This window comes from Lysinibacillus sp. FSL R7-0073 (assembly GCF_038009065.1).
Classification (GTDB): domain Bacteria; phylum Bacillota; class Bacilli; order Bacillales_A; family Planococcaceae; genus Lysinibacillus; species Lysinibacillus fusiformis.
Genome location: NZ_JBBPAS010000001.1, coordinates 3,137,636 through 3,157,127, shown reverse-complemented (window position 1 = coordinate 3,157,127; position 19,492 = coordinate 3,137,636). Strand labels below are relative to the sequence as shown.

Annotated in this window: 16 protein-coding genes; 8 read left to right on the top strand and 8 right to left on the bottom strand. The window is 38.0% G+C overall.

Features of this window, described 5'->3' with window-relative positions:
* Positions 1 to 20: 20 nt before the first annotated feature.
* On the top strand, positions 21 to 491 hold the full coding sequence (locus MKY88_RS15690) for a GNAT family N-acetyltransferase (protein WP_193832591.1): 471 nt from the start codon (positions 21 to 23) through the stop codon (positions 489 to 491).
* Positions 492 to 532: 41 nt separating this feature from the next.
* Here MKY88_RS15690 and MKY88_RS15685 read toward each other — a convergent pair whose 3' ends face one another.
* Positions 533 to 1,792: a dicarboxylate/amino acid:cation symporter gene (locus tag MKY88_RS15685; protein ID WP_069482007.1), complete on the bottom strand. Its 1,260-nt coding sequence runs from the start codon at positions 1,790 to 1,792 to the stop codon at positions 533 to 535.
* Between the two features lie 264 nt (positions 1,793 to 2,056).
* Positions 2,057 to 3,106 carry a TRAP transporter substrate-binding protein gene (locus MKY88_RS15680; RefSeq protein ID WP_340814098.1) on the bottom strand — a complete coding sequence of 350 codons (1,050 nt, stop codon included), beginning with the start codon at positions 3,104 to 3,106 and terminating at the stop codon, positions 2,057 to 2,059.
* A 112-nt stretch (positions 3,107 to 3,218) separates the two neighbouring features.
* Here MKY88_RS15680 and MKY88_RS15675 point away from each other — a divergent pair, with 112 nt between their 5' ends.
* Both MKY88_RS15675 and MKY88_RS15670 read left to right on the top strand, forming a co-directional pair.
* The gene (locus MKY88_RS15675) at positions 3,219 to 4,799 is read left to right on the top strand and encodes an ATP-binding protein (RefSeq protein ID WP_440590433.1); all 1,581 of its coding nucleotides are present in this window, start codon (positions 3,219 to 3,221) and stop codon (positions 4,797 to 4,799) included.
* A gap of 28 nt (positions 4,800 to 4,827) precedes the next feature.
* On the top strand, positions 4,828 to 5,529 hold the full coding sequence (locus MKY88_RS15670; RefSeq protein ID WP_328200225.1) for a response regulator: 702 nt from the start codon (positions 4,828 to 4,830) through the stop codon (positions 5,527 to 5,529).
* Between the two features lie 51 nt (positions 5,530 to 5,580).
* Here the strand turns inward: MKY88_RS15670 and MKY88_RS15665 are convergent, their stop codons facing one another.
* From MKY88_RS15665 to MKY88_RS15650, 4 genes are all read right to left on the bottom strand, one after another.
* The gene (locus tag MKY88_RS15665) at positions 5,581 to 6,549 is read right to left on the bottom strand and encodes a 4-hydroxy-3-methylbut-2-enyl diphosphate reductase (protein WP_069482005.1); all 969 of its coding nucleotides are present in this window, start codon (positions 6,547 to 6,549) and stop codon (positions 5,581 to 5,583) included.
* Positions 6,550 to 6,623: 74 nt separating this feature from the next.
* Positions 6,624 to 7,127 carry a VrrA/YqfQ family protein gene (gene vrrA / locus MKY88_RS15660; protein WP_069482004.1) on the bottom strand — a complete coding sequence of 168 codons (504 nt, stop codon included), beginning with the start codon at positions 7,125 to 7,127 and terminating at the stop codon, positions 6,624 to 6,626.
* A 153-nt stretch (positions 7,128 to 7,280) separates the two neighbouring features.
* Positions 7,281 to 7,985 (bottom strand): response regulator transcription factor, encoded by a 705-nt coding sequence (locus tag MKY88_RS15655; protein WP_328200227.1) that lies wholly within the window; start codon positions 7,983 to 7,985, stop codon positions 7,281 to 7,283.
* Between the two features lie 7 nt (positions 7,986 to 7,992).
* Positions 7,993 to 10,680, bottom strand: coding sequence for a sensor histidine kinase KdpD (locus MKY88_RS15650; RefSeq protein WP_340814094.1), 2,688 nt, complete (start codon positions 10,678 to 10,680; stop codon positions 7,993 to 7,995).
* Positions 10,681 to 11,048: 368 nt separating this feature from the next.
* Here MKY88_RS15650 and kdpA point away from each other — a divergent pair, with 368 nt between their 5' ends.
* The 3 genes from kdpA to kdpC are packed head-to-tail and all read left to right on the top strand — an operon-like array spanning position 11,049 to position 15,479.
* Complete coding sequence (kdpA, locus tag MKY88_RS15645) at positions 11,049 to 12,743, top strand: potassium-transporting ATPase subunit KdpA (RefSeq protein ID WP_340814092.1); 1,695 nt, start codon at positions 11,049 to 11,051, stop codon at positions 12,741 to 12,743.
* A 15-nt stretch (positions 12,744 to 12,758) separates the two neighbouring features.
* Positions 12,759 to 14,822 (top strand): potassium-transporting ATPase subunit KdpB, encoded by a 2,064-nt coding sequence (gene kdpB, locus MKY88_RS15640; protein WP_340814091.1) that lies wholly within the window; start codon positions 12,759 to 12,761, stop codon positions 14,820 to 14,822.
* 12 nt (positions 14,823 to 14,834) lie between these two features.
* Positions 14,835 to 15,479 carry a potassium-transporting ATPase subunit KdpC gene (gene kdpC, locus MKY88_RS15635; protein WP_340814090.1) on the top strand — a complete coding sequence of 215 codons (645 nt, stop codon included), beginning with the start codon at positions 14,835 to 14,837 and terminating at the stop codon, positions 15,477 to 15,479.
* A gap of 43 nt (positions 15,480 to 15,522) precedes the next feature.
* Here kdpC and MKY88_RS15630 read toward each other — a convergent pair whose 3' ends face one another.
* Entirely contained in the window at positions 15,523 to 16,578 is a 1,056-nt protein-coding gene (locus MKY88_RS15630; protein WP_340814089.1) for a 2,3-butanediol dehydrogenase, read from the bottom strand.
* 293 nt (positions 16,579 to 16,871) lie between these two features.
* Here MKY88_RS15630 and MKY88_RS15625 point away from each other — a divergent pair, with 293 nt between their 5' ends.
* Positions 16,872 to 18,173 (top strand): DEAD/DEAH box helicase, encoded by a 1,302-nt coding sequence (locus MKY88_RS15625; RefSeq protein WP_193832582.1) that lies wholly within the window; start codon positions 16,872 to 16,874, stop codon positions 18,171 to 18,173.
* 13 nt (positions 18,174 to 18,186) lie between these two features.
* Positions 18,187 to 19,080 carry a deoxyribonuclease IV gene (locus tag MKY88_RS15620; RefSeq protein ID WP_031417006.1) on the top strand — a complete coding sequence of 298 codons (894 nt, stop codon included), beginning with the start codon at positions 18,187 to 18,189 and terminating at the stop codon, positions 19,078 to 19,080.
* 49 nt (positions 19,081 to 19,129) lie between these two features.
* Here the strand turns inward: MKY88_RS15620 and MKY88_RS15615 are convergent, their stop codons facing one another.
* Positions 19,130 to 19,366: a Nif11 family protein gene (locus MKY88_RS15615; protein WP_012295215.1), complete on the bottom strand. Its 237-nt coding sequence runs from the start codon at positions 19,364 to 19,366 to the stop codon at positions 19,130 to 19,132.
* Between the last annotated feature and the right edge of the window lie 126 nt (positions 19,367 to 19,492).

The following is a 19,492-nucleotide window of genomic DNA, read 5'->3' as shown; positions in this document are numbered from 1 at the left end:
AATTACAGGAGGGGAAAGTTTTGAGCTATTGTTTTCAACCAATTTCACAAGAACAAGCAGAAGATATCGCCTATAACTGGCATTATGAGGGTGACTATTCTTTTTATGATATGGAGGCTGATCAGGAGGATTTACGTGCTTTTCTCAATCCGTATACAAGAGGAAATTCTATTTTTGCGGTCTTAAAAAAACAAGAACTAGTTGCTTATTTTAGCATTATGACGGTTGGAGACCAAACGATGGAGATTGGCTTAGGCATGAAACCTAGTCTTACAGGAAAAGGCCTAGGCTTTGATTTTTTAAAAAATGCTATTGATTTTGTCTTGGCAAACTATCCATGTGAAATGATCACCTTATCGGTCGCCACATTTAATCTAAGAGCAATCAAGCTATATCGCAAGGTAGGATTTAAAGATGCTCATACTTATATGCAAGCAACAAATGGTGGTGTCTATGAATTTCTAAAAATGGACTATATAAAAGGCTACTAAAGAGAGACAAGTATCTCGCTTTCAGTAGCCTTTTTAACTATTTAAGGTTGTGCGATTTGACCTGAGAGAGCACGTTTTTCCTGCTCTGTATCAAATTCCTTCTCCATTTTTGAAACAACTACTGTCGCCACACCATTACCAATAAGATTTGTAACAGCTCGAGCTTCGGACATGAAGCGGTCAACCCCGATTAGTAATGCAATTCCTTCTACGGGAATCATCGGGAATGCTGCTAATGTGGCAGCAAGTGTAATAAACCCAGAGCCTGTTACGCCCGCAGCCCCCTTAGATGTAAGCATTAGAATGGCTAGTAATGTGATTTGATGCCAAATATCTAAATCAACACCGTAAGCTTGGGCAATAAATATAGCTGCCATCGATAAGTATATGGATGTTCCATCTAAGTTAAAGGAATAACCTGTTGGTATAACTAGCCCCACAACTTGCTTAGAACAGCCGTAGTTTTCTAATTTACGCATCATGGAAGGCAGCGCTGATTCAGATGAAGATGTACCAATAACGATGAAAATCTCATCTTTAATGTATTTAATAAATTTAAAAATACTAAAACCGAAGTAACGTGTAATGAATCCGATGATGACAACGATAAAAATAAACATTGTGATATAGACGGATAACATTAAAAATCCTAAGTTGCCAAGAGATTTAAGCCCAAAGTTGCCGATTGTATAACTCATGGCACCAAATGCGCCAATAGGAGAAATTTTCATTACCATATTAACGATTTTAAAGAAGATATCCGCAACTTGTTCAAAAAATTTAATAACTGGTTTAGCTGGTTCACCAATCGCCGCCGCCGCTAATCCAAATAATACAGCAGAGAATAAGACAGGTAGTAATTCACCATTTGCGAGAGCACCCATAACATTATCAGGGATAATTTGCATAATAAATGCACCCAAACCATGTTCCGCCGCTGCTGCATCTGTATATTGAGAGACATCCGCTCCTTTGGCAGCTTCTGTATTAAAACCTTTACCTGGTTGTACAATATTGACAACTATAAGACCAATTGCTAAGGCAAATGTTGAAACAATTTCAAAATAGATTAAAGCTTTTCCCCCGATTTTTCCAACCTTTTTGACATCACCCATACTACCAATACCAATTACAACCGTTAAGAAGATAATGGGTGCAATTAACATTTTGATTAGTTTTATAAATATATCCGCTAATATTTTTAGCTTAGCTCCAAACTCTGGGAACGTTGCACCTACTATAATCCCTAGGACGATAGCGATCAATACTTGTACTGTTAAGTTTTTAAAATTTATACGCATATAGTTCTCCCCCTACAATATCTATGAAGATTGTGTGAACGCTTTCATGTCGTTATCATAGCTGAAATTTTCCGACAATAGTTTTTATGACCGTAATGTTTCTATTGTTCATTTTGTTCATTTTTCAATGAGAGGGATGATAAATACAGTAATAGCAATGGTTTTAAGCTGTTTTATAGTAGTTTTGAATTTTGATAATCTATTATAATACAAAAGAAAAGATCCCTACTGTATGTATGGATCTATCATTAATGACCAAAAGTATTATGGTGCAACAATTTTTTTTATCTCAGCTAGGATCTCATCATTTTGTGTTTGGGTCTTATAAAAATCATAGACAGGGGCGAGCTGCTCCTTAAAGCGCTGTCGTTCCTTAAGACTCATTGTAGAAACATCAAAATTATCTTGCTGTTTAAGCTTTAACATATCTTCTTCATTCATACGGGCAGCCTGTTCAAACTGCCAATCCGTTGTTTCCTTCATAGCCTCCACCAATTGATGTTGAATTTTCGCTGGTAAGGAATCCCAAAAGCTTTCATTCATTAATACCGCATAGCCTAAAATACCATGCTGTGTGATGGTCATATGTTTTTGAACCTTGTAGAAACCTTTTGAGTAAATATTAGAGGCTGTATTTTCCTGTGCATCAATGGCGTGTTTCTCTAGGTCTGTATAAACCTCACTAAATGAAATCGGAATAGGCGTTGCTTTCAAAACTTCAAATTGTTTTTCCAATGTTTTACTAGGCATTGTGCGAATGCGTAAACCCTGTAAATCTTCAAATGTATGAATAGGGTGATCCACAGAGGTTAGATGCTTAAAGCCGTTGTACCAAAAGCCCAGTCCTTTTATATGAATAGGTTCTAGCTCGTTTAATAATTGATCACCTATTGTTCCTGTCAGCACTTCTTGTACCTCTTCATTTGTATTAAACAGGAAGGGTAAATCAAGAACTTGCCAATTCGGTACATAGGTTGTCATTTTAGAAAAGGTTGGGATAATCATTTCGACTTCTCCCTTTTGCAAAGCCTGAAACTCATTTTCATCATTAAATAAAGAGGAGTTGGAGTAAACATGCACTTTGACTTTGCCTTTTGTCTTTTCTTCTACTAATTCAGCAAATTTATTGGCAGCCTGTCCTTTTGGCGTATTTTCCGCTACTACATGACTTAAATGGATGGTAATTTGTGTGTCTAACCCCTTTTGCTCATCATCATAGGGAAGCGGGTTCGCGAAAAGTAAACCTTGTTGAACACTAATGGTGATCACTAAAAACAAGACAGTTACAATCGTTCCAATAATAAATTTTTTCATTGAATACACCCAATTTATTCGTATTTTCTATTGTTTTTGTTATTCTAACATATGGAGTGAGCTAAAATATAGTAGGGGGGAGGCGATAATCTTGAAATTTCAGAAGTTATCGATGCAAAGAAAAATTATGTCGCTGACTTTTTTTATTCTTATGCTTTCCTTTAGCATTGGTGGTACTTTTTTGTTGGGATATGTGATGAATGAACAAAAGAGCAAGCTTAGTGACCAAGCGTTACTTGTAGCCAAAACAGTCTCGCAGCTTCCCGAAATCAAAACCTATATTGCCCATGAAAACATAGAAATAGCCGTACAACATATTAACCCTGTGGTAGAAGAAATCCGAGATATAAATGGGGCTCAATATATAGTGGTTTTGGATATGAAAAGACGGAAGTATTCTCACCCAAATAGAAAGGAACTGGGTAGCATTTCGCAATCTGCTGATTTAAACGCTGCTTTTTCTGAACATTACTATACGTCAATCGCGCATGGGGAGCATGGTAACATGGTTCGTGCGTTTGTACCAATCATGAACAATCAAGGACAACAAATAGGTGTTACGGTCGTTGGATATAGTGTTTTGACGGTGGCGGAATTACTGCAATCCATGCAAACTGAGCTGATCATTACTTTACTACTATCTTTAATCTTTAGCGTATGGGGTGCACGAACATTAGGGCTTCATATGAAAAAGCAAATGTTTGGATTAGAGCCCCATGAAATTGCCAAAATGTATGTAGAACGAACGGAAACCTTTAATGCGATGCATGAGGGTATTATTGCTATCGATAATGATTTGACCATTACCATTTTTAATGAGAAAGCTTGCGAAATACTTGGGGTTGACGAAAAACCACCTAATTTGATTGGTCAGAAAATTTTTCATGTCTTACCGGATACAAGACTACCTGAAATTTTGGAACTTGATCAGCCGCTATTTAACCGAGAGTTATATATAAATGATCATAGTATTATGAGTAATCGTATTCCTATACAGGTTAATGGAGAAACTGTTGGAGCAGTGGCCATGTTTAAAGATCGTACAGAAGTTAAAAAGCTTGCTGAAGAACTGACTGGAGTACGAGCATTTGTCCAAGCGCTTCGTGTTCAAACACATGAGCATAAAAATAAACTGCATACGATAGCCGGACTTTTACAACTTGGACATCATGATCAGGCTTTATCCTACCTAACGCAGGTAAAGGAAGAACACGATGAAATTACTAACTTTTTAAATGAACGTATTAAGAATGAAAATATTTCAGGGCTATTACTTAGTAAAATTTCCTATGCTAAAGAACAAGGAATCCGACTGGAAATTGACCGTGAAAGTCGCTTAACATCTTTTCCACCTAATTTAGATCATCATGATTTCGTCATTCTATTTGGAAATTTAATAGAAAATGCCTTTGATGCATTAAGGGATATGCAGGTGAAGGAAAAGGTTATCCATGTTTCTGTCGATGAAGACGAGGATGTCTTAGCCATTCTTGTCACGGATAACGGTGTTGGCATGACAGATGAGATCAAGAGCCATATTTTTGACAATGGCTATTCTACAAAAGAGAAAAATTACAGGGGAATAGGGCTGTTTTTAATTAAAGAGATTGTTGAAAAAGGACAGGGTGATATTGAAGTCATCAGTGAACCAAATAAAGGGACTAGTTTTTTACTAACATTTTACTATGCGTAAGCATTAACGTGGGAATGGAGGGCTGATAGTGGTACAAATCAAAGTATTATTAATTGAGGATGATCCAATGGTGCGTGAAGTAAATCGACAGTTTATTGAAAAGGTCGATCAATTTCAGGTAATTGGACAAGCATCCAATGGTTTAGATGGAGTGACGCAAATTCGTCAACATCAGCCTGACTTAGTATTTATGGATATTTTTATGCCGGAGCAAGATGGCATCACTAGTTTACGTAAAATTCGCGAGCTGGACTTACCAGTAGATGTCATCACTGTAACGGCTGCGAATGATATGGACACGGTGAAACAAGTATTGCATCTAGGTGTTTTTGATTATATTATGAAGCCTTTTTCGTTTGAACGTGTTAAAGGGACACTTGAAAATTATTTACGCTTTAAAAAACAAACGCTAACGGAACGCGAGCTTACACAAGGCGAATTGGATCAATTATTCCATTATCGTGATGGACACAGCCCTTTGGAACAGTCTTCCTTATTACAAACAGAAAAAAATCTTCCGAAAGGTTTTAACCGTACAACGCTTGAAAAGGTGGTACACTTTTTGCAATCGGTAGATGGTGCATCGGCAGAAGAGGTTGCAAGTGGCGTTGGTATTGCCCGGGTGACGGCTAGAAGATATTTAGATTATTTAGAGAAACAAGAGAAAATTACGATGGATGTCCATTATGGTGGAATTGGTCGTCCGATAAACTATTATTTTAGTAAATAAAGAAAAAAATCCTGATTGTCATCATGACAACCAGGATTTATTTTATAGTAATCAATTGGGCATAATTTTCTCGACTGGTGTAGGTGTTTTAATCTTCGGTAGAATTTTATCTAATGTTACTGTACGTTTGATAACGTGTGTGGATGGATCATTTTCATCAAATTGATCCAAGAAGGAAATGACCTCTTTGACAATAGGCGTTGGTGTTGAAGCACCTGCTGTCACAGCAACTCTATTAATCCCTTTTAACCAATCTATTTTTAGCTCTGAAACGTCCGCGATACGATAGGAAGGTGTCCCAGCGATTTCAACAGAAACTTGCGTTAAACGATTGGAATTATTCGATTTAGGGTCGCCTACAACAATCAATAGATCTGCTTCGCCTGCCTGCTGAGCGACAGCTTCTTGACGAACTTGAGTAGCTAAACAAATCTCTTTGTGTACCTCAATATGAGGGAATTTTTCTTTTAAACTATCCATCAAATGGGCGACATCCCATTGGCTCATTGTCGTTTGATTAGTGACAAGCAATTTATCATTCGTTAAGTTTAACACATCAATATCATTGGAAGATTGAACTAAATGGACATGATCAGGTGCAACGCCAATGGCACCCTCAGGTTCCGGATGTCCTTTTTTCCCAATATAAATAATATCATAGCCTTCTGCAGATTTTTCACGAATTAAATCGTGAGTAACTGTTACATCAGGACATGTAGCATCAATGGACACTAGGCCTTTACGCTTCGCAATTTCACGAATTTCAGGTGAAACACCATGTGCTGTGAAAATCACAGTACCAGATTCAACTTGTTCGATAATTTCTAAGCGATTATCGCCGTCTAAAGTGATGATACCATCTTCTTCGAACGCGTCTGTGACATGTTTATTATGGACAATCATCCCTAAAATGTAGATAGGTCTTGGTAATGTTTTATCAAGTGCGGCGTTTCGTGCGATGACCATCGCATCAACAACACCGTAGCAATAGCCACGTGGATTAATTTTTAATACTTGCATGGTTGTGACTCCTTTCAAGCTTTACCTATCTACATTATAACGGACAGGGGCGGCGAATACAAAGAAACGTTCATTTACATTGGTGGCTGGAAAATACGTGGTTTAGATGGAATTGGTTCAGGAGGCGAAAATGATGCTGATGTACTTTGCCTTGCTGATCGCTTATTTCCTGTAGCAGCCTTGCTTTCACTGCCTGCACGATCAGCGCCAGCCGCTCCGCCTCCCGCCGAAGGTAGTCCTTGGAATCCTTTATATAATTTTAATAAGGATGGTATATTTTTAACCATTGGCATCGCTTGTTGGATATAAGGGGTATAAGTTTTAGCGGAATTAAATAAACTGTTTGCTTGCTGTAAGAATGAACCAATTTTAGATGGTTCTTGCACAGGTGGCATCGGCATTTGTCCTCCAAAGGAACCTATTCCATTTGCCATTGGAAAGCCGCCTGGAATTCGTGGTTGAGCAGGGAAGCCTCCAGGCGGGAAAAAGGACTGCGGTGACATCTGTGGTGGTGTTGGCATGGGCATTCTCATGCCACCGGGATACATAGGGTATGGATAAGGTGGTCGAAATACCATAATGATCTCCTTTCTACTTGTTTTTCATTGATGACATACCTGATTATAGCTATGATATGCAGAGGCTAATGGGAGGGTGCGATAATTTATAAGGCTAATTCAATCATGAAAGAGCAGAAGTGCAAATAAGCCTTCTGCTACAATTCTTTTATCTTATTCATCTTCATGATAGCGAAGCATTCGATAGCCGACCCGCACATGTGTCTGTATCAATTTAGGCTGTGCTGGATCATCTTCTATTTTTTTTCGAAGTGTCGCCATAAACACTCGTAAACTTGGAATATCTGATTGCAGAGCATTGTGCCAGATTTCCTTTAAAATAAAATTATGCGTTAGCACTTTACCAACATGCTTGGATAAAACAACTAAAAGTTTATATTCAATAGGCGTGACATGTATTTCCTTGCCATTTACTAATACCGTATGATCTACATAATTAATTTGAAGATAACCATTGGTAAAAGTTGAATTCTCCTGTTCTAGTGGATGTTCATAGGCTGCTCTCCTTAAAGCAACACGAATTCTTGCTAATAATTCTTCCACACTGAATGGCTTCGTGACATAATCATCTGCACCTGCATCCAGGGCGTTAATTTTATCATATTCTTCCCCGCGCGCACTAACGACAATAATGGGCGTTTGAGTCCAACTTCTAATTTTTGTAATAAGCTCTACACCGTCTATGTCCGGTAGTCCTAAATCCAAAATATAGACATCTGGTTTCATGGTAATAGCCTTTTGAAGTGCACTATTCCCATCTTGGGCAATGTCGAATTCATAATGCTGGGTAGCTAATGTCATTTTAATTAAATTGGCGATGGCCACATCATCTTCTACTACTAGAATTCGTTTATTCATCAAATTTTTACTCCTTTTTCAGTGAAAAGTTAAAAATTGTTCCTTGAGGTTTATTATCTGTAACAGTGATGTGACTACCATGTAATTTTAAAATTGTTTGACACAGGGCTAAGCCTAAACCGAGCCCTCGTCTACTATCACTGCGTTGTACCTTGCCAGTCGTAAACGGCTCAAACAAGTTACTTTTTAAGGAATCATCAATTCCTGGCCCATTATCTGAAATACTGAACTTTACTAAGCCATCACACTCCTTCACCAAAATAGTAATGTCACTACCTGGGGGGGTGTAGGTCAATGCATTATCGATGATATTGATGAAAACCTGTACGATCAATCTAGCATCCATTAGGCTTAATAAAAATTCTGGTTCTATTTGATAGGATATTTTATGCGAGCTATTTTGGTGAACAACATGGGAAAGAGCCTCTTGAATAATATCTTCTACTAATTCCAATTGCATTTCTAAAGCAAATTGCCCATCCTCTAGCTTAGAAACAGCTAGTAGGTTTTCAACCATTTGTACAAGCCATTTCGAATTGTTAAAAATATCTTCATACAATTTATTTTTTTCAATATCGGGTATTAATGGTGCATTGTTCAGTAAGATATCCGCATTTCCAGAAATAGCAGTGAGCGGTGTTCGAAGGTCATGGGATATAGCCCGTAAAAGGTTAGCTCGCATCTGTTCCATTTCAGCTTCTCGCGCTACTTCTTCGTGGAGCTTCTGTAAATACCATTTATCCATTGCGAATGAAAAATCATTAATAATGGCATGCAAAATATTGCGTTCAAATGCAGGTAATGGCAATCGTTTAGACAGTGCAATACCAATAACCCCTTTAACATTTCCATTAGAAATAACGGGTATATAGTAAGCATTCACCTCAGGAAATATATCTGTGGATACACCAGCTACATGCTTATTATTCGTCACCCAGCTCACAACGCCATGCTCGTTTGGGTTATTAAAAAGCGTAGCTATTTTTTGATTTTCAATTGTAGAAATTTTCTCCGTACGAAAAAAAGTAGATTCCCGAATTAGCTGATTGTCTATTTCAAAAAATTGCACAGGCTTTTCTACTAATTTGACAATTTGAGTCATGCCTTCTGTAATAATTTCCTCAATAGATTTTGCGTGCTGCAGTCTACGATTCGTTTCAAGCAGCACTTCCATTCGATAAGATTTCCGTATAGCTATAATCGTTTGAGCCTTGATCTTTTTCGTTAAGCTACTGGTAATTACTCCAGAGAGAAACATGATAAAAAAAGTCATAGGATAGTCACGATGATAGGCATCAAATGAAAATCGTGGCTCTGTAAAAAAATAATTAAAAAGTAAAACAGCAATGATGGAACTAATGATGCTCATTATCCACCCTGATGACCAAATAGCAAGAATGAGAACACCTAGAATATAAATGGTTATAATATTAGGCTCGCTAATATCAATTGAATACAAATATAGGCCGACTATGGATATTACGCTAAATACGATAAACATTTTAAATAGATCCAGCCATTCAAATGCTAGTTTATTTTTGATATTAGGAAAGTAGAATTGTTCATTTTCTTGATCGGGCACGATGTGTATAGATAAATTCGGCACATATTCGTTCAGGCGATCACTAATTTTCGTGTTTGGCTGCCACCACTTTTTTCTCATACTTGTTCGACCAATGACAAGCTTAGTGACACCACTAATTTGAGCATAGTTGGCAAGGGCTGCAGCTACGTCATCTTCTTGAACAATGACAACATGACCGCCAAGCTGTTCAACAAGCTTGATATGCTGTTGTAAGCGTTCTGAATCAGCGTGATTTCTTTCATGCGCCTGCATGTTTTGAACATATAGAGCGGTAAATTTGCCATGCAATGCTTGAGCAAGTCTTGCAGTAGTCCGAATCACTTTTGCATTTGTAGGAGAACTACTGATACCTACAAGTAAGTGTTCTTCGATTTGTACATAATTTCTGACAGATTCGTTACTGTTTAATTGTTGATAGTTGATGGTATCGGCTGTTCGCCGTAATGCGATTTCCCGTAGCGATACTAAATTTTGCTTACGGAAAAAAGAATGCAAAGCTTTCTCTGCCTGTTGTTTGACATATACCTTCCCATCTTGCAGACGTTGAATTAATTCGTCTGGTTCAATATCAACAACTTTTATTTGCGCGGCTTGATCAATTAAATAATCAGGAATACGCTCTCTCACTTTAATCTCAGTGATTTCTTCCACTAAATCATGAAGACTTTCAATATGTTGAATATTTACAGTTGTAAAAACATGAATCCCTTTAGCAAGTAGTTCTTCAACATCTCCAAAACGTTTCTTATGCCGCATGGTTGGCACATTAGAATGGGCCAATTCATCGATTAGGACAATTTCTGGTTTGCGCTGCAATATGGCATCTATATCTAATTCCTGAAATATTTTTCCCTTATAGGTTATTTTCTTTGTAGGAATTTGCTCAAGTCCTTTTAGTAATGCTAACGTTTCTGGACGAGGATGCGGTTCCACATAGCCAACCACTACATCTTTACCGAGTTTTTGTGCCTGATGTGCCGCATCTAACATGGCATAAGTTTTACCTACGCCTGCAGCATAGCCGAGAAAGATTTTTAATTTCCCTATAGATTGTTCCTCCTGTTGAAGCCTCGCAAGAAACATCTCTGGAGTTGGACGTATATTTTCCATCCTCTTTCACCTCATTTGTATTATAGCGTTAACTTCCATTAAGAAAGTGTAAAGATTTTACTTCTTTATCCTTTCTTAATAGAAAAAAAGATTTCCTAACACTACATTAATTTGAAAGTCAGTATGATGAGAGCATCCTTAAGGAGAAGGGGTGTTACGATTGATGGATTTTTTTATGATGGGCTTACTAATCATAAGCTTTGCTTGTGTTTTGGCGTTAACAGTATGGTGCTACAAACTAGTAGAAGAGTAACGAGGAGGAAGTCAATTTGTGGATTTTTATGGGAGTAGTACTAGTATTTCTGTTCGGTTATTTAGGGCATGCATTACTTTATCCGGAAAATTATTAAGGGCAGGGGGGACACACTATGTGGCAAATAGCCATCGTATTCATAATTTATTTACCGCTCGTTATTTTAACGGGACATTATTTATATCGAGTAACATTACAACAAAAAACTTGGCTCGATCCTTTATTAGATAAAGTCGACGCAGTAATTTTTAAAGTTTGCGGCATTAAACGAGTTGATATGACGGGCAAAGAATATGTACTTTCATTAATTGTTTCAAATGCCATGATGGTGTTTGTGGGATATATCATACTACGCATTCAAGCATTACTATTTTTAAATCCAAATAATATCAATAATATGGAAGCTACCCTTTCGTTTAACACGATTATTTCATTTATAACGAATACAAATCTCCAACATTATAGTGGTGAATCCGGACTCAGTTATTTATCACAGATGCTAGTCATTACTTTTATGATGTTTACATCAGCAGCTACTGGCTATGCAGCTTGTATGGCTTTCTGTCGTAGGGTAGTGGCTAAAACAGATACGATAGGGAATTTTTTTGTCGATTTTGTTCGTGTTATTACTCGTATTTTAATGCCCTTTTCCATTGTTGTGGCTCTTATTTTAGTCTCACAAGGATCACCACAAACCTTAAAGGGCAATCAAACAGTACAGACTATTGAGGGCAAATTACAAGATATTGCACTTGGACCTATTGCTTCACTTGAATCTATTAAACATATAGGGACAAATGGTGGCGGTTTTAACGGAGCGAATTCAACAACACCTTTTGAAAATCCAACCGTTCTTTCAAATATTGTAGAGATGTTATCTATGATGTTATTGCCAGGGGCATGTGTCGTCGCGTTTAGTCTGATGGTTGCCTCCAGAAAAAAGAAAACTATTTTTGGAAAACAGGGGCTGGCTATTTTTACAGCGATGAGTATATTGTTCCTCGTAGGATTAGTGACTGTGTACATAGCAGAGAAGACAGGTAATCCATTCATTAGTGAACTCGGCATTACACAGGAGCTTGGAAGTATGGAAGGAAAAGAAATGCGCTTTGGCGTAGCACAATCAGCATTATTTACGACTGTTACAACCGCATTTACTACAGGGTCAATTAACAATATGCATGATACATTAACGCCACTTGGTGGTCTCGTACCTATGTTTAATATGATGCTCAATGTTGTGTTTGGAGGTAAAGGAGTTGGCCTGATGAACATGATGATGTATGTTCTGCTGACCATTTTCATTGCCTGTTTAATGATTGGTCGATCACCACAGTTTTTAGGTAAAAAAATTGAAGAAAAAGAAATGAAATTAATTGCTCTTTGTATTCTAATTCATCCTGCTATTATTTTGCTATTTTCAGCACTTGCGGTTGCAACACCGTCTGGAATAGCCGGAATAACGAATCCAGGGGCACATGGATTATCACAAGTTCTATATGAATTCGCCTCTGCCTCTGCTAACAATGGCTCTGGCTTCGAAGGGTTAGCGGATAATTCAACTTTTTGGAATGTATCAACAGGGCTGGCTATGTTCTTTGGTCGTTATGTAACCATCATCATTCAATTAGCTATTGCCTCTTTACTCGCTAATAAAGTAAGACATAGCGATTCAGTAGGAACATTAAAAACGGATACGACTACTTTTACTTTTTTACTCGTTGCTATCGTTTTGATGATTGGTGCGCTGACATTTTTACCAGCTTTAGCACTTGGTCCGATTACAGAGCATCTACAACTTTATTCTTAATGAGGAGAGACACATATGGAAACAGCAAGAAAAAGTTTTATGACTGGTGTCATACTAAAAAGAGCATTAATGGATGCTATTAAGAAATTTAGCCCGATATATATGCTGAAAAATCCTGTTATGTTTGTCGTAGAGGTAGGATTTTTGTTTGTGTTACTATTAGTTCTTTTTCCAAATTTGTTTGGTAACGACGGTGGAGAACATGCACGATTATATAATGGGATTGTAGCGATTATACTGTTTGTTACGATTCTATTTGCAAATTTTGCAGAGTCGATTGCAGAAGGACGAGGGAAAGCACAGGTTCAAACTTTAAAAAAAACAAAGACAGTGACACAGGCACGTGTTTTGCTTAATGATGGCTCTGAAATCTTTAAACTGGCACATGAATTAAAAAAAGGCGATATTGTGTTAGTTCAAGCTGGAGAGATCATTCCTAATGATGGTGAAGTCATTGACGGAATTGCTACTGTAGATGAATCGGCAATTACAGGTGAGTCTGCTCCTGTAGTGAAAGAACGGGGGGGAGATTTTTCGTCAGTTACTGGAGGGACGACGGTTACAAGTGATTGGCTGATAATTGAAATTACGTCCATGCCTGGTGAATCATTTCTCGATAAAATGATAACGCTTATTGAAGGAGCTAGCCGAAGGAAAACTCCAAATGAAATAGCGCTCAATACGCTTCTCGTAAGTTTAACGATTATCTTCCTATTAGTTGTAGTGTCACTCTATCCAATGACAATATATTTAAATGTGCCGATTTCTATCGCTACATTAATTGCCCTGACAGTTTGTTTAATACCAACGACGATTGGTGGTTTATTGTCAGCGATCGGTATTGCAGGAATGGATAGAGTCACGCAATTTAATGTTATAGCGATGTCTGGTAGAGCGGTAGAGGCATGTGGAGATGTGGATACATTAATCTTAGATAAAACTGGAACGATCACGTATGGAAATCGCATGGCGGCTGAGTTTTTACCAGTAAAAGGGGTGGAAAGTAAGGATTTAATTCGAGCGGCATGGCTTAGTTCTCTAACAGATGATACACCAGAGGGAAAATCTATTTTATCATTGGCCTGCGAATTAGGGGTAAATACGGACGGTGAAGAAACAATTATTAAGTCAAGTGAGCATATTCCATTTACCGCACAGACACGAATGAGTGGTTTAGATTCAGTCGATGGCACTAAAGTTCGAAAGGGAGCCTCTGATACGATCAAAAAAGAATGTATGAAAGCAGGCCATAGCATTCCTAGCAATTTGGATCAATTGGTTCAACAAGTGTCCTCTGTTGGGGGAACACCACTGTTAGTAGCATTAAACGATAAAATTTTAGGGGTCATTTATTTAAAGGATATCGTCAAGGCTGGACTGAAGGAACGCTTTGATCAGCTTCGTGCAATGGGCATTAAAACGATTATGTGTACGGGAGATAATCCACTTACTGCAGCAGCAATCGCAAAGGAAGCGGGAGTAGATAGCTTTATTGCAGAAAGTAAACCAGAAGATAAAATTCAAGTGATTAAAGATGAGCAGGCACAAGGTAAAGTTGTAGCGATGACTGGTGATGGTACGAATGATGCACCAGCACTGGCACAGGCGAATGTAGGGCTTGCCATGAATTCAGGAACAAATGCAGCAAAGGAAGCTGCGAATATGGTTGATTTAGATTCAAATCCAACTAAAATTATTGAAGTTGTCGAGATTGGCAAGCAATTGTTAATGACTCGCGGTGCTTTAACCACATTTAGTATTGCAAACGATATCGCAAAATATTTTGCTATTATTCCAGCTATGCTAATGGTTGCTGTACCTGAGATGAAATCATTAAATATTATGAATCTTAATTCACCTACTAGTGCCATTATCTCTGCCTTAATATTTAATGCGATCGTTATTCCATTGCTAATTCCAATCGCCATGAGAGGCGTTAAGTATAAGCCGATGAGTGCCGCAAAATTATTAAATAAAAACTTACTTGTATATGGTGTTGGAGGAATACTAGCTCCGTTTATTGGTATTAAAATCATTGATCTACTAGTAGGACCACTATTTCGTATAGTTGGATTATAGGGAGGAAGCTATATGCGAAAAATTTTTGATAGCTCTAAGCAGGCATTACTTATGACAATAGCCATGTTCATTGTATGTGGTTTAATATACCCTTTCGCCGTGACAGCCTTAGCCCAAGGGGTATTTCATCAACAAGCAAATGGTAGTTTAATAGAAATGGACGGCCAAGTGGTTGGTGCTAAATTAATCGGTCAAAATTTTACTGCTCCAGAATATTTTTGGGGGCGTGTTTCATCCGTTAACTATAATGTTTACACGAAAGAGGATACGCTACCAGATGACAAGGGCCAAGTGAACTACAGTGGTGTTAGCTCAGGTACATTTAACTATGCACCAACCAATCCAGAATTGCAGAAACGGATAGAAGCAGATATCGAGAAGTTTTTACTTGCAAATCCATCCGTACAACGACAAGATATACCTTCTGATTTAATGACTGCCTCAGGTTCAGGATTGGACCCACATATTAGTGTGAAGGCGGCCCAAATACAGGTGGATCGAATTGCCCAAGCAAGCGGGCTTTCAAAGGAAGAAATTAATAAAATCATAGAGGCAAATATAGAAAAACGGACATTAGGAGTATTTGGAGAAGATAAGGTGAACGTTCTTATGGCAAATCTGGAAATAAGGGAAAAGATGGGTATAGATAAGGATTAAAAGACAGGTAGAGGGCTTCTCTCTCTACCTGTCACTCTATATATTAAGCTTGTGAATTTACAAGGATTTTAATATGATTTCGCTCTTTCATTAATGCCTCGAAGCCCTCTGTTACGACTTCCTCAAGAGCAATTCGTTTCGTCACTAGTTTATCAGCAGGGAAGTAGCCTTGTTTCATTAATTCCATTACCGCTGGGAAAATATCACGATAAGCAATAATTCCTTTAACAGAACGCTCTGTTAGTACGATATTGTTTGGCAGAATAGAGGCGTCAGTTTCCCAAATAGAAACAATAATTGTTTCACCTTCAAATGTTGTGGAATCTATCGCTTGCTGTAATACGACTGGAACACCTGTTACTTCAAATGCTACATCAACGCCACCATTCGTTAATTCATGTAGACGAGCTACTGCATCCTCATTTTTAGGATTAATAACTGCTGTAGCACCAAGTTCTAATGCTTTAGCGGCACGCTCTGCTGAAAGCTCTACTGCATATATTTCGGACGCGCCTGCTGCACGTAACGCTTCAATGACAAGGAGCCCGATTGGACCTGTTCCAAAGACAGCTGCCTTATCGCCTGCTTTTAATTTGCTTTGGCGTACTGCATGAAGGGCTACCGCTGCTGGTTCGACCAATGCGCCTTGCTCGTAGGAAAGTCCTTCTGGCATTTTGTGAACCAATTTTTCGTCCACCATTGTATATTCAGAGAATCCTCCGCCACCGCCTGAAAGACCGTGGAAACCTAAATGTTTACAAATATTATATTTACCTTTTTTACAGGCAGCACATTCGCCACAAGATAGAATCGGTTCAACTACGACAGGATCTCCCACTTTTACGGATGTAACAGCATCACCAATTTCAACTACTTCGCCTGAGAATTCATGTCCCATCACAATTGGTGCGATATCTTTACTTACATAGTGAGGTTGCTCTACTGGAATAAAGATTGGACCAGCTGCGTATTCATGTAAATCACTACCACAAATTCCTGTCCAATGTACTTTAATTTTTACTTTTCCAGGTGCAATGACTGGTTCTTCAATATTTTCTAAACGGATGTCTTTTGCTTTATACCATCTTGCTGCTTTCATCTTCAATCAACCTCCTATAATATCTTACAGCCCTATCATAACATGTGGGAATAATGCTAATCATTAGCTCCCTATAAATTGACATAAAATTTACATATACCCAGCTTTTTCGAGTATTGATACAGCGCTTTTTTGATTGCATATTCTTCATATTTCAAGTACCTTTGATAAGGGCTTTGTTACGGTGATCATAAAACGATAAAATTATGTTTATGCTTGTAAGAATAGGATGTAAATATACCTTAAAGTTCGAATCATGGTACAATGAAAAAAGATGTTAGGAGGAACGAATGATGTCAAAATATACTGATTATAATTTTCAGCCATTTTTGCAGGACGCCATTGCAGAACTTGGCTTTACAGAACCGACACCAATTCAAAAAGAAATTATTCCATTAATATTAAAAGGGAAGAGTGCCATTGGACAGGCACATACAGGAACAGGGAAAACACATAGTTTTTTAATTCCGATTGTTCAACGTATTGATGTAGAGAAACAGGAAGTACAGGCCGTTATTACTTCTCCTACACGTGAGCTTGCACAGCAAATTTTTGATGCATTGAATCAATTAATAGAAGGAACAGCTATACAGGCAAAACTTTTTATTGGGGGTACGGACAAACAACGCTCTATTGATAAGTTAAAAACGCAACCTCAAATTGTTGTTGGAACACCTGGACGTATTCGTGATCTTGTTTCAGCACAAGCGTTATTTGTGCATACGGCACCAATTCTAGTTGTTGATGAAGCGGATTTAGCTTTCGATATGGGCTTTATTGAGGAAATTGATGGATTTGCTTCCCAAATGCCAGAGAAACTTGAAATGTTCGTATTCTCAGCAACAATCCCAGAAAAGCTTCAGCCTTTCTTAAAAAAATATATGGACGCACCTGTCCATGTTCACATGAACGATAAACGACCAGTTGCAGAGGGCATTGATTTTATGCTTGTACCAGTTCGTTCTAAATCACGTAATAAACGTTTATTAGAAGTCATCGAAGGCATCAATCCATTTTTGGCTGTTATTTTTACTAACACTCGCAAAACGGCTGAGCATGTTGCTGGTTATTTAAATGAGCATGGTATCCGTTGTGGACAAATCCATGGTGATTTAAGCCCGCGTGATCGTAAGAAAATGATGAAGCAAATCCGTGATCTTGAATATCAATATATTGTTGCGACAGATTTGGCGGCACGTGGAATTGATATTCAAGGAATTTCTCATGTCATCAACTATGAAATTCCTGAGGACTTAGAATTCTTTATTCACCGTGTTGGACGTACAGCTCGTGCAGGTAATAAAGGAACAGCGATTACATTATTTGAGCCATCTGAAGAGGATGCAGTAGTACGTGTGGAAAAAATGGGTATTCCATTTGTGCAAATGGACGTTAAAGATGGAGAATGGTCTGAGTTAAAAGAGCGTCATGCCCGTAAAAATCGTGTTAAACAAGAGAATGAAATAGATGTGAAAGCGAAGGCGTTGGTACGTAAACCTAAAAAGGTGAAACCAGGCTATAAGCGTAATATGAAATGGGAAATGGAAAAAATTAAAAAACGTGAACGTCGCTTAAAAGCGAGAGGAAAAAAATAGGGGGGCTTTTTACATGCTACTTGGCTCACATGTTTCGATGAGTGGGAAAGAAATGTTACTTGGCTCTAGTAAAGAGGCATTATCGTACGGAGCTAATACATTTATGATCTATACAGGAGCGCCGCAAAACACACGTCGGAAAGCGATTGCTGATCTGAACATAATGAATGGACTTCTCCATATGAAAGAGCATGGCATGACTAATATTGTCGTTCATGCTCCCTATATCATCAATATTGGCAATACGGAAAAACCAGAAACTTTTCGTCTTGGGGTAGATTTTTTACAGTCGGAAATTGAACGTACAGCAGCATTAGAGGCAACACAAATTGTCTTGCATCCTGGTGCACATGTGGGTGCTGGGGCAGATGCAGGGATTGCCAAAATTATTGAAGGCTTAAATGAAGTATTGTCCCAAGATTATCCCGTCCAAATTGCTTTAGAAACAATGGCAGGGAAAGGAACGGAATGTGGTCGTTCCTTTGAAGAGCTAGCTAAAATTATAGATGGTGTCACTCATAACGAACGTCTTTCTGTTTGCTTTGATACTTGTCATACACATGATGCTGGCTATAACATTGTGGAGGATTTCGATGGTGTTTTAAACGAATTTGATAAATTAATAGGTGTTGATCGTATCAAAGTTTTGCACATAAATGATTCAAAAAATGTACGAGGCGCTGCTAAAGACCGTCATGAAAATATTGGCTTTGGTCACATTGGTTTTGATGCCCTGAACTATGTGGTCCACCATCCACAATTGATGGCGATTCCTAAAATTTTAGAAACACCATTCGTGCCATTGGCTAGTGATGCCAAATCAAAATCAGCACCATACAAAGCAGAAATTGATATGTTGCGAAGCAGTACATTTAAGCCTGAGCTTATCGAGGCTTTAAAAGGCTAACAAAGAAGCCCAACATTCGGCCACAGTGCTGATGTTGGGCTTTATTACGTTATTTTGTAAAAAGTGCGATTAACTGACGAGAACGCTTTCTTCCCAAAACGGCCTCCACTTCAACTAAAATATCTTTTGGGATGCCTAAAAAAAGCCAGGAAAATGAGAATTGCTCCAAATAAGGCCGAAGTTTTTTTACTTCAGAAGTTGTAATGTCAAACCCCTCTTCACGAGCAATCGCGACAATTTCCTTATCCGTGCTTTGTGCCAATTGCTGTAAAAATTGAATACTCAAAGTCAATCCTCCTTTATAATAGGGTTTATCAAATGATTTAATCGGTCGCCATTTTTCTCATTCAAAAAGTAGCTAACTTCTTTTCTTTACAAAAACTGCACTTTCCTATATACTTACAACTTGTAA

What these genes read in the sequence shown, in the direction of transcription:
- MKY88_RS15655 (WP_328200227.1), bottom strand. Translation starts at nt 7,985, where the DNA reads ATGAATAAACGAATTCTAGTAGTAGAAGATGATGTGGCCATCGCCAAT.
- MKY88_RS15630 (WP_340814089.1), bottom strand. Translation starts at nt 16,578, where the DNA reads ATGAAAGCAGCAAGATGGTATAAAGCAAAAGACATCCGTTTAGAAAAT.
- MKY88_RS15625 (WP_193832582.1), top strand. Translation starts at nt 16,872, where the DNA reads ATGTCAAAATATACTGATTATAATTTTCAGCCATTTTTGCAGGACGCC.
- MKY88_RS15665 (WP_069482005.1), bottom strand. Translation starts at nt 6,549, where the DNA reads ATGCAAGTATTAAAAATTAATCCACGTGGCTATTGCTACGGTGTTGTT.
- kdpB (WP_340814091.1), top strand. Translation starts at nt 12,759, where the DNA reads ATGGAAACAGCAAGAAAAAGTTTTATGACTGGTGTCATACTAAAAAGA.
- MKY88_RS15620 (WP_031417006.1), top strand. Translation starts at nt 18,187, where the DNA reads ATGCTACTTGGCTCACATGTTTCGATGAGTGGGAAAGAAATGTTACTT.
- MKY88_RS15680 (WP_340814098.1), bottom strand. Translation starts at nt 3,106, where the DNA reads ATGAAAAAATTTATTATTGGAACGATTGTAACTGTCTTGTTTTTAGTG.
- MKY88_RS15685 (WP_069482007.1), bottom strand. Translation starts at nt 1,792, where the DNA reads ATGCGTATAAATTTTAAAAACTTAACAGTACAAGTATTGATCGCTATC.
- MKY88_RS15675 (WP_440590433.1), top strand. Translation starts at nt 3,219, where the DNA reads ATGCAAAGAAAAATTATGTCGCTGACTTTTTTTATTCTTATGCTTTCC.
- kdpC (WP_340814090.1), top strand. Translation starts at nt 14,835, where the DNA reads ATGCGAAAAATTTTTGATAGCTCTAAGCAGGCATTACTTATGACAATA.
- MKY88_RS15650 (WP_340814094.1), bottom strand. Translation starts at nt 10,680, where the DNA reads ATGGAAAATATACGTCCAACTCCAGAGATGTTTCTTGCGAGGCTTCAA.
- vrrA (WP_069482004.1), bottom strand. Translation starts at nt 7,127, where the DNA reads ATGGTATTTCGACCACCTTATCCATACCCTATGTATCCCGGTGGCATG.
- kdpA (WP_340814092.1), top strand. Translation starts at nt 11,049, where the DNA reads ATGTGGCAAATAGCCATCGTATTCATAATTTATTTACCGCTCGTTATT.